This window comes from Methanococcoides sp. NM1 (assembly GCF_900774285.1).
GTDB lineage: Archaea > Halobacteriota > Methanosarcinia > Methanosarcinales > Methanosarcinaceae > Methanococcoides > Methanococcoides vulcani.
Map to the genome: position 1 here is coordinate 25,750 of NZ_CAAGTW010000004.1, position 14,077 is coordinate 39,826.

A 14,077-nucleotide genomic window follows, 5' to 3' on the forward strand; every position below is an offset into this window, starting at 1 on the left:
ATCACCTCATTTTTTTGGCTTATTCTTCCTTGATCGGGATATGCACAGCAATAGCCAGTGGCTCAGGACAGGTGTAGTAACAATTTCCGCATCCTATGCATCCTTCTCCCTTGTATTCAACATAATGGTAGCCGCGCTCGTTAATGTGTTCACTCATAAAGAGTACATCTTTAGGACATGCAGCTACGCATCTTTCACATCCTTTACATTCAATAATGTTCAGCTCAGGATATGGTTGCATCTTTTCCTTATTCTCAGACATAATATCAACTCAATGAACGGATAAATATGATCTCAAATGATCGATCTTACAATATTCTCAGATCAGAATATCTTTAATATTTATTAATAAATACATCAGGAAACCTTTTAGCTTCCTGACATGAAGTAATCAAAGTTTATCTGTTTGTTGCTTTGTCGTGATCACGTATCTCGACACGTCTTATCTTACCACTAATGGTCTTTGGAAGCTCATCCACGAATTCCACAGCTCTTGGATACTTGTAAGGTGCAGTGGCTTTCTTGACATGGTCCTGCAGTTCCTTCTTAAGCTCTTCACCTGGCTCATATCCATTGGTAAGAACAATGGTCGCCTTAACGATCTGGCCACGAACCGGATCCGGTACACCGGTGATGGCACATTCAAGCACAGAAGGATGCTCGATCAGTGCACTCTCTACCTCGAAAGGACCGATCTTGTAACCGGAGCTCTTGATGATATCATCAGATCTTCCGATGAACCAGAAATAGCCATCCTCATCTTTCCATGCCATGTCACCTGTATAATAATATCCATCATGCCAGGTAGCTTTGGTCTTTTCCTCATCTGCACGATATCCGGCAAAAAGACCTATTGGTTTGCCTTTGGAAGTATTGATGACGATCTCTCCTTCCTCACCGGAATCACAGAGCTTCCCGTCAAGGTTCAACAGCTGGATATCGTACTCGGGTGATGGTCTTCCCATGGAACCCGGTTTTGGTTCCATCCACGGATAAGTTGCAATGGTCACTATACTCTCGGTCTGGCCGAAACCTTCCATAAGTTTCAGTCCTGTGAACTCAAGGAACCTCTCATACACTTCAGGGTTCAATGGTTCACCGGCAACCACACAGTACTTAAGGCTGCTGAAATCATACTGTGAAAGATCTTCTTTGATGAGGAACCTGTAGATAGTAGGCGGTGCACAGAAAGTTGTCACACCATACTTGCTTGCCATCTCAAGCATGTTCTTTGCATCAAAACGTTCATAATCATAAACAAAGACAGCAGTGCCACAGATCCACTGACCGTAGAGCTTGCCCCATACACATTTTGCCCAGCCGGAGTCTGCTACTGTAAGGTGCAATCCATCATCCATCACATTCTGCCAGTACTTAGCAGTGATTATGTGGGCAAGTGGGTAGGCGAAATCATGCTGAACCATTTTTGGCAGACCGGTTGTTCCGGATGAGAAATACAACAGGGAAATATCATCGTTATTTGTTGCTTCATCGCCCTCCGGGCGAGCAAAGTCTTCAGAAGCTTCTTCAAGCTCCTTTTTGAAATTGATCCAACCCTCTTTCTCAACATTAAGGACAGCCTTGTGGAGCAGGACATCCTCATAACCTTTGTGTGCTTCATCAATGTAGCCCATAAGGCCTTCATCGTCAGCACTTACTACCATCTTGATCTTTGCAAGTTCGATACGGTAGGTTACATCCTTGGTTGTCAGCATATGGGTAGCAGGAAGTGCGATAGCTCCTATCTTGTGCAGGGCAAGAATGCAGATCCAGAACTCGTACCTGCCCTTCAAGGTCAGCATTACAACATCGCTTTTCTTGATGCCATATTTTCTGAAGAGATTTGCAGCTTTATCGCTGTAGTATTTCAAGTCCCTGAAATTATAGATCAGTTCTTCACCATCATCATTGCACCATACAAGGGCTATTTTCTCAGGCTGTTCCTTTGCGTACCTATCGACAACATCGTATGCAAAATTAAAGTTCCCGGGGATCTTTATCTTAAAGTTCTCCTTGTAGTCATCATACGATTCGAATTCCGTGCGTGAAACATATTCTTCTAAAAAAGATGACATATTTACACCGTTTTCCATTTCTAATAGATCAATTCTTAAATTTGGATTCAATTATATGTTTTTCAAATGATCATAGCCAGGAACTTTGCAGGTTTATCTCCAAGGGCTTCCATTGCATGACCATAGCTGGAATCAAAATAGATGGAATCTCCTTCCTCAAGAACGATCTCATTATCATGTATCCTCACTTTCAGGGTACCTTCAAGAACAAAGTCGAACTCCTGTCCCGGATGCGAATTCATGGAATTCTCAGCATCTGTTGATCCGGCTTCAACCTCAACAAGGAAAGTTTCTGCCTTTTTGTGTATGAAATTTGGTCCAAGATTCTGATACTGGTAAGCTTTCCTTCTCTCAACAGTGGGACCCTTGTCCTTCCTGGTAACAGTAAAAATATGCATGCGTGGTTCTTCGCCAGTTAAAAGTAGCGTCATATCCACTTTCAGGAACTGTGCGATCTCAAAAAGTATACTGGCAGGGATATCAGTTTCACCTGTATCATACTGCTGATAGGTTTCAACAGGGATGTTCAGATATTTTGCTATTTCTTCTACACTGATTTCTGACAGCTCGCGCAATTCATGGATACGTGATGAGATTTCCTTTATTTTTTCCTGCATGATATCAACTTTTATTGGTTAATAAGGAAGATACTTACAAAATAAAATAGAATTTTGAAAGAAACAATATTCAAGCAACTTAACTTGATATTGCGATCCTTTTCCGTATTTTAACATACAGGAAGTTAAAAAAAGTACCGGGTGTCATGTTAGCACATGACACACTACGGGATGCGAATCTAGAGTCTTATTCAGTCGGACCAATATTGATCGAATATTCAAAGTTCTCTGTGTTGTGTGGCATGATCTCGAGTGTCCACTCACCGACACCACTGTCAACACGATATGTCTCTGAATATCCGGTCGAACCCTGCTGATATACATCAGGCTGTTCCATATCCTCACTCATCACAGATTCAACTTCCATATAGCTGCTGACAGCTTCATCCATTGCCATCCTGTAAGGGACAGGATACTGCTGTCCAAGACTTACGGAGCCACTGTAGCTTGTGCTTACAAGTACTGGTCTGACCTCGCCTTTTGCGTTCTTCAATACAACATCAAAGGAAGGTGTTGTAGAAGATGTGCTGCTGCTACCATAGTTGTAATCCATTGAGAATACCTTGATGGTAATAGGATCATCAGTTCTTGCATTGAAAGTTGTTGTGAATGGCTCATCTGGTTGTTGCCAGACATCGAAGTTCATGCTTACCTTCTGGCTCCATTCAGTGATGGTCCTGTCATCGATGTTCAGGTTGATCCTGCCATTGACACTTCCTTCTGCATCAGCCGGGATCCTTACCTTTACCTTCACAACAGCTTTCTCTCCTGGCTTGATAACAGAAGGTGCTGTGATGGTCACATCTTTCTCATCAAGGGAGACCTGTGAACTGTATCTGTACCATTCATCCTCGATCTCCTCAAACTCGGGATCAATGGAAATTGCCTTGTCACCAACGTTCTTGAGCTTGATGCTATACTCATACTCAGCACCTGCTTCCACGCGGTCACTGATGTATGAATTAGATATCTCCATATTTGGTGGCAACCATACATTCACTGAAAGCTCGAGTGCTCCGTTGTAACCCGGATACAGGGAAGCTACATCTCCCTCAAGACCGCTAAAGAAGACGTTCGCACTGTAATGGCCAAGTTCAGCATCTTCAGGAACTGATACCTTGATAGTGAACTCCTGCTTTTCGCCCGTCTCCAGTTCAGTTTTTGCAGGTGAGATGGTGACCCAGTCCTCATCAAGCATATTATCGCTGTAAAACTGTGGTGCAACATATGGCTCGATAGCTATTGTCTCTTCACCATGGTTGTATATTACAACAGTTACTTCATCGGACTCGCCAGGTTTGATTGTAAGATAGGAATATCCCGGATCAACATATAGTGGAACGATCTCTCTTCCAGCTTCAGGATATATCATGTCCTGATAATATCCATCAGCAGCGATCTTTTCAGCTATCAGTACAGGTCCCTCGGCCACCGGCTCAGAGATGGCAACAGCAACACCTGCTGCTGTCATGCTGAGCAACAGCAGACCGAGTGTGGCAAACGCGAAATATTTCTTCATATCAATTTCTCCTTTATGATCGTGATCGTCTTTCGACATGTTCCAATAGGAGTTTAACTTATTAAAGAATTGTCTAAACTTCGAATTGATCCGTAGTTATCAAATTAAGAAAAAAAGGATCGGCATGCCTAAAACATGCCACTTCAACGATTATTTTATCCTGCTTCTTTTCATCAGCAATGAGTTCGTCACAACAGATACCGAGCTCATGGCCATGAAAGCCGCTGCCATTGCAGGAGTTACAAGTATCTGATGGAACACAGGATAGAGAATGCCTGCTGCTATTGGAATTCCAAGACTGTTGTACCCAAAGGCCCAGAACAGGTTCTGCTTTATCTTTCGCATGGTCAGACGGCTTAAGCGCAGGGAAGCTACCACATCAAGCAGGTCGTTCCTGATAAGCACGATCTGTGCCGACTCAATAGCCACATCTGTACCGGCTCCCATGGCTATTCCTACATCTGCCTGGGTAAGTGCAGGAGCGTCATTGATACCGTCACCGACCATTGCAACGATCCTGCCTTCATCCTGAAGCTTCCGGACCTCCGCTGCCTTGTCTTCAGGTAACACCTCAGAAAGAACACGATCAATACCAGCGTCTGCTGCAATAGCTGATGCTGTCCTGCTGTTATCTCCTGTGATCATCACAACCTCAAGCCCCAGTTCCTTGAGCCTGGAAACAGCCTCTACGGAATTCGCCTTGAGGGTATCTGCCACCGCTACGATACCAGCGGCATTGCCATCAACTGAAACAAGCATGGCGGTCTTACCCTGATGTTCAAGCTCCTCAAGCCTGCCGGTAAGGGAAGAAACGTCAACGTTGTTGTCAGCCATGAGCTTTCGGGTACCAAGCAGTATCTCCTGTTCTTTGATCATTGCCTTTACTCCATGGCCCGGGATGGAGTCAAAGGATGAAACATCAAGGATAGGAACACTACCGTCTACAGCACCGTTCACGATAGCTTCACCCAGGGGATGCTCTGATCCCTTCTCTGCAGTAGCTGCAAGGGAAAGCACTTCATCTTCTGTGTGTTCTCCAAAAGCGATAATATCAGTTAGTACAGGCTTTCCTTCTGTGAGCGTGCCTGTTTTGTCAAATACGATCGTATCGATCTTGCGACTGACCTCAAGTGCTTCACCGCCCTTGATAAGTATGCCATTCTCAGCTCCCTTTCCTGTACCTACCATTATGGCTACCGGTGTTGCAAGTCCAACAGCGCAGGGACAGGATATCACAAGAACTGTGATCCCGATCAGAAGGGAGAACAGGAACGGACTTGTGATAACAGAATACTGTGCAACATCGAACATGTTGTATCCGATGAAGAACCAGAACAGGAATGAAAGGAGAGCGATCACAATAACTGCAACAATGAAACGAGCGGCAACAAAGTCAGCTATTCTCTGAATTGGTGCCTTGGATGTCTGTGCATCTTCTACCAGCTTGATGATCTGTGCAAGTGCAGTATCAGCACCTACTTTGGTAGCCTTGAACCTGAAAGAACCGGTACCATTGACAGTAGCTCCGATCACCTGGTCGCCGATATTCTTCTCAACAGGAATGCTTTCACCGGTGATCATGGATTCGTCGATGGAAGATGAGCCTTCGGTTACGATACCATCCACCGGTAGCTTCTCCCCCGGCCTGACAACAACAATGTCTCCTGTGACCACATCTTCCACAGCTACTTTGATCTCCTCACCGTTCCTGATAACCCGTGCTGTCCTTGCCTGTAATCCGATGAGCTTCCTGATGGCTTCAGATGTCCTGCCTCTTGCCTTTGCTTCAAGGTAACGTCCAAATGTTATGAATGTGATCAGCATTGCAGCTGAATCGAAGAAAGTATGCTGGTATCCCGGTCCAAGATCGATGAAACTTGTCACAACACTGATTGTGTAAGCAGCACCAGTACCCGTTGCGATAAGAAGGTTCATATCAGCAGAGCCGTGCCGAAGCCCTTTGTAGGCACCGACGAAGTACTGTCTTCCGGGGAAGGCCATTACTATGGTAGTAAGAACGAAAAGCACACCCCTGTCAGCAAGTATAGGAGGTACAAAATAAAGATACTGTGGGAACCCGCCACTCATTCCACCAAGAGCGATCGGAATTGTCAGCAGGAAAGCTATCAGCAGATTGTTCCTCTGGTGGGTGATCTCCAGGTCCCTTGCAGCCTGTTCACGATCAACGGGTCTTCCTTCCTTCTTTACAGATGCCGTATAGCCGATCCCTTCTATAGCATTGAGCATGTCAGCTACGGAAACCTTTGAGGAATCATACTCAGCATGCACACCGGACATCGGGAAATTTACACTGGCATTGCTTACGCCATCTATCTTCCTGAGAGCACGCTCGATGTTAGATGCACAGGCAGCACAGGTCATGCCTCCCACATCAAGATCGATCTCATCCTTCAGCACGCCATAGCCCGTATCTTTGATCGTCTCTTCAAGATCACTAACGGTCATGACATTTGGATCATATGTTACGGATGCTTTTTCAAGCGGGAGGTTAACAGTTGCCGAAAGGACACCGGGTTGTTTCTTCAAAGCATCTTCTATACGTAATGCACATGCAGCACATGTCATGCCGGTAACTTTCAGTGTGGAATCTGCCGGTTCTTCGGTAGCTTTTTCTGTCGAATCTTTTATTGAAGTCTCTGTCAAAGACTTTGCAGAGATTTCTGTCGAAGCCTGCATGGATGAAAGTTGAGCTTCCTCTTTCGCTTTTTCCGGTACCTCTACAGATTCCTCTGAACCGATGTCTTCAGCTACTTCATAACCGGCATCTGTAACTGCCTGCCTGATCTCATCAAGGGTTACCTTTGCAGGATCAAAACTGACAGTAGCATTGTTCTCCTCAAGGCTTACCTCTACACTTTCCACACCTTCAAGGGAGGAAATTGCTTTTGTCACGCTCTCATGACAATGCATGCAGGTCATTCCATGAACATCGATCGTAGTTTTCATGTTATTGTACCAAAAGAAATAGGGTTCATTTGATCAGTGCTGTCAGACAGCAAAAAGCAAGAGTATAAATTGGCAGGTGGATTGCAGGCAGGCATCCGGCAGGAATTAGGCCTTATAGCCGGCATCGTTGACTGCTTTTTTAATTGTATCAATATCTGCTGCCTCTGGATCATAAGAGACATTAGCCTCTCCTTTCTCCAGATCAACGTTAACAGAAGAAACGCCTTCAACACCTGATATTGCTTTTGTGACAGTCATCTGGCAATGTCCACAGGACATGCCTTCTACTTTTATAGTTGTTTCAACCATTTTTTCACTCCCATAATGAAATGTGCAATTATTAGATTAATACTTTTCCAATATTTTTTTGTTAGCGCAAACTACTTAAAGTGTCAGTCGGTTAGTTAACGCCGTTAACATACTTAAATATACCATACATAAATGCTACCCATATTTATAAAAACGAAAAAGCATAATTGGGTATAATTATCCTTATAAAAATCCAAGAATCTTGATATACTATGCAATATAAATTATGATGTGGTGGGAATATGCAGGAAATGAAAGATATAATTGACAGGATCAATTCCCTGAAAGCAGAACATAATGCAGTTATCCTCGCCCACAATTACCAGCGTCCGGAAGTGCAGGACATTGCGGATTTCACCGGAGATTCCCTGGGTCTCAGCCAGCAGGTGGTCGATTCAGATGCCGATGTCATCGTTTTCTGTGGAGTGGATTTCATGGCAGAAAGTGCTGCAATACTCAGCCCGGAAAAGACCGTACTTCTGCCTGAAAAAGATGCAGGTTGCCCGATGGCCGAAATGGTCGATGTGATCTCACTTGACGACGAGAAGAAAAAGCATCCGAATGCAGCCGTGGTTTGCTATGTGAATTCCTCTGCTGAGATCAAGGCCCAGAGTGACATTTGCTGCACATCGGCAAATGCCGTTGATGTGGTCAACTCCCTTGAAGAGGACGAGATAATCTTTGTCCCTGACAAGAATCTTGGCACCTATGTTTCAGATTTCACTGACAAGAAGATCATTACATGGGAAGGCTTCTGTCCGACCCATCACCAGATGCATGCACAGGACGTGCTCAAAGCAAAAGAAGAGCATCCAGATAGCCTGTTCCTTGCACATCCTGAATGCAGGACAGAAGTACTGGACCTTGCAGATGAGATTCTAAGCACTACCGGAATACTCAGCTATGCAAAAAGCTCTGATGCAAAAGAGTTCATCATCGGAACTGAGAACGGTTTGCTACACAGGTTAAGGAAAGAGAATCCTAGCAAGAAGTTCTACTACGTGTCCGAGTTCACTGTCTGTACTAACATGAAGATCACAACCCTTGATTCAGTGCTCAATGCACTTGAGAAAATGGAATATGTAATCACAGTTCCCGATGAAACAAGGCTTAAAGCAAAAAAGGCACTTGACAGGATGCTTGCGGTAAAGCGTACTATGTAATATTATATGAGAGCATAGCCTGAAAACATAAACCACATTTCAGTTCAGGCTTCTCATAATGTTTTCCCATATCTCTTTTAGTTTTTCTGAGAACTCATTTGACAGTTCATCATCTGAATATTCCATCACCGTTCTTTCTTGGATCATTGCCTCGGTCGGAATTCTGCTAAAAGGAAGCTTTCCCACAACATCGATCCCGTTTTCCCTGCAATAATCTTCAATAACACGAGTGTTCTCTTCATTTATATCGTGCCTGTTTATACAGACCACAGCCGGAATATTAAAGTGCCCGGCCACGCCCAGAACCCGTTCAAGATCATGAATTCCTGATACACTGGGTTCGGTTATGACCGCAACCATATCAACACCGGCAATGGAAGCGATCACAGAGCAGCCTGTACCGGGCGGACCATCAATGATTATCAGGTCTTTGCCATATCTTTCAGCAAGGTCTCTGGCATTCTCCCTGACAAACGCTACCAGTTTACCACTTGCTTCCTCTCCTACACCGAGTTTTGCATCTGCCATTGGTCCGAACCTGGTTTCAGAAAGATAGGCTTCTCCTGCTTTCCTTTCGACCATCGTTATGGCTCCTTCAGGACAGATATGAGCACATACTCCACAGCCTTCACATTCGCAGCTATCGATCCTGATATCATCGGTAATTGCATCGAACCTGCAATTCTCTTTGCACAGGCCGCATTGAATGCACAGGGAGTCATCAATAGATGCTTCCTTCAGGCCATAGAAATCGATTGTTTCAGTTATCTGCGGGTCCAATATCAGGTGCATATCGGCTGCATCCACATCACAATCAGCTATCACCGCATTTTCTGCAAGCGAAGCAAAAGCTGCTGCGATAGTAGTCTTTCCTGTACCACCTTTTCCACTTATTATAGTAAGCTGTTTCATGTAATTTCTCCGAGCATCTCAAAAAATTTCAGGAAACATCAGTGTGTTCCCATGATGACCCTGACATCACACATATTCCTGATCGCTTCTGCAATTTCTTCAGCATAAGGACACTTGGGAGGATTAGGGATCGGTTTTATCGTACATGTGCAGAGGAATATCACTTCAGCTCCTCTCCTTACCATTTCCCGGACTTGTCTTATCGAATCCCTGCCCGGACATCCTCCACATGTGACCATGCCAATGATGTCAATATCCTCATCCTTGAATTCTTCAAGTGTCCCTGTCCCGTTCTTTATCGCCTTAAAACAAGAGGTGCCAGGACAGGACCTTGAAGCCATCTCACATCTTACCAATCCGATCTTTACCATTAATATCAACTCCTTTGATCATTGTTCAGGGCGATCCCTCATTTCATATAGTGAGGCAACATCCCTGAAAAGCCTGACAAATCTTTCCTTCCACTCCGGCATCTCATTAACAAAGGGAATTCCCTGCGAATACAACCTTGCGATCTTACGATCGTAAGGGATCTTCATCAAGACCGGGATCCCCTCTTCAATACAGTATTCTTCCACCCTGTTGTCACCGATATCGCATCGATTGATCACCACACCGAACGGTATTCCCAATATCCTCATCACATCAAGAGCAAGCTTCAGGTCATGGAACCCAAAAGGTGTCGATTCGGTCACAAGGATGCAGTAATCGACATTCTTCACTGAAGCAATGACCGGGCAGGCAGTACCCGGAGGTGCATCGATGATGGCAGTCGTGTTCTTATCGATATGTTCCTGCAGGGCCTTGATCACAAGTGATGTCATGGGTTCTCCTATCTTCAACAGGCCCTGATAGAACACGAGGTCCTCATTCGCCGAACCTTCGATAACTCCGACTTTCCTGTCCACCTCGCTGATAGCTGCATTCGGACATACAATACTGCATCCACCGCATCCATGACAGAGTGTTGGGAAGATCATTGCATCTTCAGGCAGAACGGCAAGGGCATTGAACTGGCAAAACTCAGAACATTTGCCGCAAAGGTCACACTTACTCTTATCAATAACCGGTGTCGGAACATTCACATCCTCGACTTTCTCAAGATCGTATCCCAGGAACAGGTTGCAATTAGGTTCTTCCACATCACAGTCGAACAGCTGCGCATCCTTTAGGGAGAGTGCGAGATTGACTGCTATGGTGGTCTTACCGGTTCCACCTTTTCCACTTGCGATCGCAATTTTCATTTATAAATTCTCCAGTTTCTAGATTATATTACTCTGTAGGAGACGTGATCACACTCAGCTCAGGGATCTTTCCAATAAGTGTTTCAACATCCTCCACATCATCCGGCATCTCTAACAGTTTGATAAAGCTGTCATGGAATCTGTGGAATGGGCCTTCCCCGATATCCTTTCCGATGACAATATTAACACCCTGTTCTTCCAGATACTCCGCTGTCTTTACACCTCTTTTTCTATCCAGATCGGCAGCAGGGTTCTCACCAATATCCCAGCTCATTATTTCGTTGTCTTTCAGCTCGATGAAAATATAATAGGGAGCTTTTCCGATATGTCTGGATAGCTTCGACTGTAATCCCTCTGGCATCATTACAGGGATCGCGATCCTGAGCACGGATATTTTTCCGGGTTTTACATCAACTGAAATATGTTCAAGATTTGGGATCTCACTTTTAACCGCCTCTTCGATCTCAGCGGAAAGCATTTCCACTCTTTTCAGGTCGTATTCTCCTGCACTTTCTACTTGCATCTCCCCAAATACCACAAGACCGGATCTCCGAAGCCGGATCTCATCAACCTTGTTAACGCCGGGGATATGGTCCACTGTATGCCTGATACGTTCGATAGAATCCCTGTCCAGCCATGCATCCATCAGGGTCAGTGCCGATTCCTTTGCTGTTGTGATCCCGAGCTTGAAGATGATCAATGATATAACAAGAACCCCGGCACTGTCAAGCCAGTGTATGCCAAACATCGAACCGGTAATAGCAACAACAACGACCATGGAACTGAATACGTCCGTATATGAATGCTTAGCATCCGCGATCAGTGCCTGTGAACCTATCTGTCTTCCTATTTTGAACTTATACTGTGAAAGGGCATAGATAGTAATTACAGAGAACACAGCCGCTCCAAGCGCCAGTCCCTGGAATTCCAGCTCGACAGGGTCTTTTATAGTTTTCAGGGCTCCACGCACAAGTTCGACCCCGGATAATATGATGATAACTGAGACAAAAAGAGCCACCAGATTCTCTGCTTTGTAGTACCCATAGGGAAAGTGCTCCCCGCTACTTTTCAGGCTTAGCCTTAACCCGATCCACACTGCAAGGGATGTAAAGATATCCATTGATGTGTGGATCGCATCTGCGATCAGGGAGGAACTGCCTGAATAGAACCCTACGATACCTTTTATTGCTGCAAGAAAAACCAGTGCAATAGTAGAATTCCTTGAAGCCTGCACACCTAACCAGAGTTTTTCTTTTACAGCCACATTATATTCTCCCAATAACTAATAAACAATAAAAAAAGAAAAAATGATCCCTCATCGGGACCTTTCGTTGTGATCATTCCTTCAGAACTTCACTGATGAACTGACCTTCTCCTACCAGTTCAATGATGTTACCAAGTCGTTCCTTTCCGGGTTTAGTTCGGTATTTGACAAAGGTCTTACCCACCTTATCTACAAGAGATGGGATCTCCTCCTTTGTGCAGAATGCCTTCAGGAGAACACCATTAGTTGGCCTTCTTCCATCGTTCCCGCCGATCCAGACAGAATAACCTTTCTGTTCTTCAACAGCAGCCTCGTGTGGGCAACCACTAACACACCATCCACAGTTGATGCAGAGGTCCCTGTCAATGACAGCTTTTCCTGAGATCACAGAGATAGCATTCAGTTTACACAATTCACTGCATCTTCCGCATCCGGTACATTTCTCCAGATCGACCTTAGGACGGAGCTGACCTACAATACCTATGTCATTGCTCTCTGCCCTGATACAGCTGTTCGGGCATCCGGCCACACCGACCTTCATCTTGTGTGGAGTGAGCTTTTGGGCGAACTGCATTGTAAGTTCATTTGCAAGGTCCTTGGTAGTAACAAGTCCCTCAGGACAGTAATCCATTCCCGGACAGGCATTGGCATAACCCATTCCAATGGTCTTCAGTCCGCTGCCATAGACATCGGCCATCAGGCCATCGACATTTTCGCCTTTGACACCCTGTATCTCAACGCTCTTCCTTGTAGTAAGCTCAAGTGTACCGTCACCATACTTCTCTGCAAGTTCAGCAACCCTGGCAATGTAATCATGCTGCACGATACCGGAGTTGGTTTTGATCTTCACGAAATTCGTACCATTTACCTCTGGTCTTACGCCGGGATAATCACGTACCCAGTAGAAGTTCACTTTCTTTCCATCATCAAGACGTTTATCAAGCTCTTTATTGAACTTTCTCATCTTGATAGCTGCAAAGTCCTCTATCATGCTGATATCGACATCATCGATGGTCTCTATGTAGCCTGCTTTTTCAGCTGCTTCAAGAAGTTCCAGGCCCTTGTCATTGCGGGCTATTAAAGTGGTCCAGCCGGTGGATGAGCCAACATGTCCTGCTGATATATCTGCAACTTTGGAAACAGCATCCCTGCAGATACGGCATCCATCCCATACACAGTCAGCGATGTCCTTCAGGGAGATCTCAATTTCCCCGTCATCGGTGGAAACGGTCATCTCATCAAGTCTGATAGCATATTTTCTGATCTTGTCCAGATCGATACCTATGCTTGTCATGTGCTCGGATAACTTTTCATAGTTAAAGTTCTCCATGCAGAACAGACCGATCGTATATGGTATATTTGGAATGTCAGCCTTTTCACCATTCATTCCGACTTCCACCGGATGAACGTTCAAGCCTGTGAAGAACTGTGTCCTTCTGGTTCCGTATGTCTGGCATGGAACACCTACCATTGCGACATTTTTCAGTTCATCCTTGCTCTGGCGCAGTGCAGCCATCACAGGAACTGCTGAATATTTGGCACCCTGGGTATCCAGGAGTTCTTCTTTGCTTGCAACGAGGCAGGAATCCGGTTTTGTAAAACCTGCAGTGGTGACAGCACCATCGATAAGACCATTGTCAAAGCAGTATCCGAGAAGCGCGGTCACCGCTCCGCCATCCTGACCTTTTTCAGCTATTGACGGATCTGTAGCCCTTGCAGAAACGATCTTCTGATATTGGCCGATAGGCGATGGTGGTAGTGATTTGAAATTGAACACGTTCATTGAGATACGGGCTGCATCTGTCATAACCCGCTGGCAAACATCCTTACAGGCGCCTTCCCCGTTCCTGTAGCATTCTTCCTTTAACTTTGGCCCGTTCTCATCGAATTCGATTATCTCATAGGGGCAAACCGCAGCGCAGGCACCGCATAATGTACACATACCAGTATCGACAACTGCATCTTTTAAAAACCATTTATATTCTTCTGACATTGGTCTCATCTCTT

The 14,077-nt window shown here is 45.1% G+C and carries 12 protein-coding genes; 1 reads left to right on the top strand and 11 read right to left on the bottom strand.

The window, feature by feature from the left end; translation table 11 throughout:
• Window positions 1–19: 19 nt before the first annotated feature.
• The 6 genes from E7X56_RS04875 to E7X56_RS04900 all read right to left on the bottom strand — a co-directional run bounded on the left by E7X56_RS04875 (window position 20) and on the right by E7X56_RS04900 (window position 7,487).
• Window positions 20–262 carry a ferredoxin family protein gene (locus E7X56_RS04875; protein WP_091689802.1) on the bottom strand — a complete coding sequence of 81 codons (243 nt, stop codon included), beginning with the start codon at window positions 260–262 and terminating at the stop codon, window positions 20–22.
• Between the two features lie 136 nt (window positions 263–398).
• A complete protein-coding gene (locus E7X56_RS04880) occupies window positions 399–2,075 on the bottom strand; it encodes an AMP-binding protein (RefSeq protein WP_135605410.1) in 1,677 nt (558 codons plus the stop codon).
• Window positions 2,076–2,137: 62 nt separating this feature from the next.
• Complete coding sequence (locus tag E7X56_RS04885) at window positions 2,138–2,692, bottom strand: cupin domain-containing protein (RefSeq protein ID WP_135605412.1); 555 nt, start codon at window positions 2,690–2,692, stop codon at window positions 2,138–2,140.
• A gap of 187 nt (window positions 2,693–2,879) precedes the next feature.
• Window positions 2,880–4,211: a hypothetical protein gene (locus E7X56_RS04890; RefSeq protein ID WP_135605414.1), complete on the bottom strand. Its 1,332-nt coding sequence runs from the start codon at window positions 4,209–4,211 to the stop codon at window positions 2,880–2,882.
• A 150-nt stretch (window positions 4,212–4,361) separates the two neighbouring features.
• Window positions 4,362–7,178, bottom strand: coding sequence for a heavy metal translocating P-type ATPase (locus tag E7X56_RS04895; RefSeq protein ID WP_135605416.1), 2,817 nt, complete (start codon window positions 7,176–7,178; stop codon window positions 4,362–4,364).
• 105 nt (window positions 7,179–7,283) lie between these two features.
• Window positions 7,284–7,487, bottom strand: coding sequence for a heavy-metal-associated domain-containing protein (locus E7X56_RS04900; RefSeq protein ID WP_135605418.1), 204 nt, complete (start codon window positions 7,485–7,487; stop codon window positions 7,284–7,286).
• Window positions 7,488–7,729: 242 nt separating this feature from the next.
• On the opposite strand from E7X56_RS04900, the gene nadA reads away from it, so the two are divergent.
• On the top strand, window positions 7,730–8,650 hold the full coding sequence (nadA, locus tag E7X56_RS04905) for a quinolinate synthase NadA (protein WP_135605420.1): 921 nt from the start codon (window positions 7,730–7,732) through the stop codon (window positions 8,648–8,650).
• A gap of 39 nt (window positions 8,651–8,689) precedes the next feature.
• Here nadA and E7X56_RS04910 read toward each other — a convergent pair whose 3' ends face one another.
• The 5 genes from E7X56_RS04910 to E7X56_RS04930 all read right to left on the bottom strand — a co-directional run bounded on the left by E7X56_RS04910 (window position 8,690) and on the right by E7X56_RS04930 (window position 14,063).
• Window positions 8,690–9,562, bottom strand: a complete 873-nt coding sequence (locus tag E7X56_RS04910) for an ATP-binding protein (RefSeq protein WP_135605422.1) — start codon at window positions 9,560–9,562, stop codon at window positions 8,690–8,692.
• Window positions 9,563–9,600: 38 nt separating this feature from the next.
• Complete coding sequence (locus E7X56_RS04915) at window positions 9,601–9,933, bottom strand: CGGC domain-containing protein (protein ID WP_135605424.1); 333 nt, start codon at window positions 9,931–9,933, stop codon at window positions 9,601–9,603.
• 18 nt (window positions 9,934–9,951) lie between these two features.
• Window positions 9,952–10,806: an ATP-binding protein gene (locus E7X56_RS04920; protein WP_135605426.1), complete on the bottom strand. Its 855-nt coding sequence runs from the start codon at window positions 10,804–10,806 to the stop codon at window positions 9,952–9,954.
• A 28-nt stretch (window positions 10,807–10,834) separates the two neighbouring features.
• Window positions 10,835–12,070: a cation diffusion facilitator family transporter gene (locus E7X56_RS04925; RefSeq protein WP_135605428.1), complete on the bottom strand. Its 1,236-nt coding sequence runs from the start codon at window positions 12,068–12,070 to the stop codon at window positions 10,835–10,837.
• Window positions 12,071–12,143: 73 nt separating this feature from the next.
• The gene (locus tag E7X56_RS04930) at window positions 12,144–14,063 is read right to left on the bottom strand and encodes a Coenzyme F420 hydrogenase/dehydrogenase, beta subunit C-terminal domain (protein ID WP_135605430.1); all 1,920 of its coding nucleotides are present in this window, start codon (window positions 14,061–14,063) and stop codon (window positions 12,144–12,146) included.
• Window positions 14,064–14,077 lie beyond the last annotated feature (14 nt).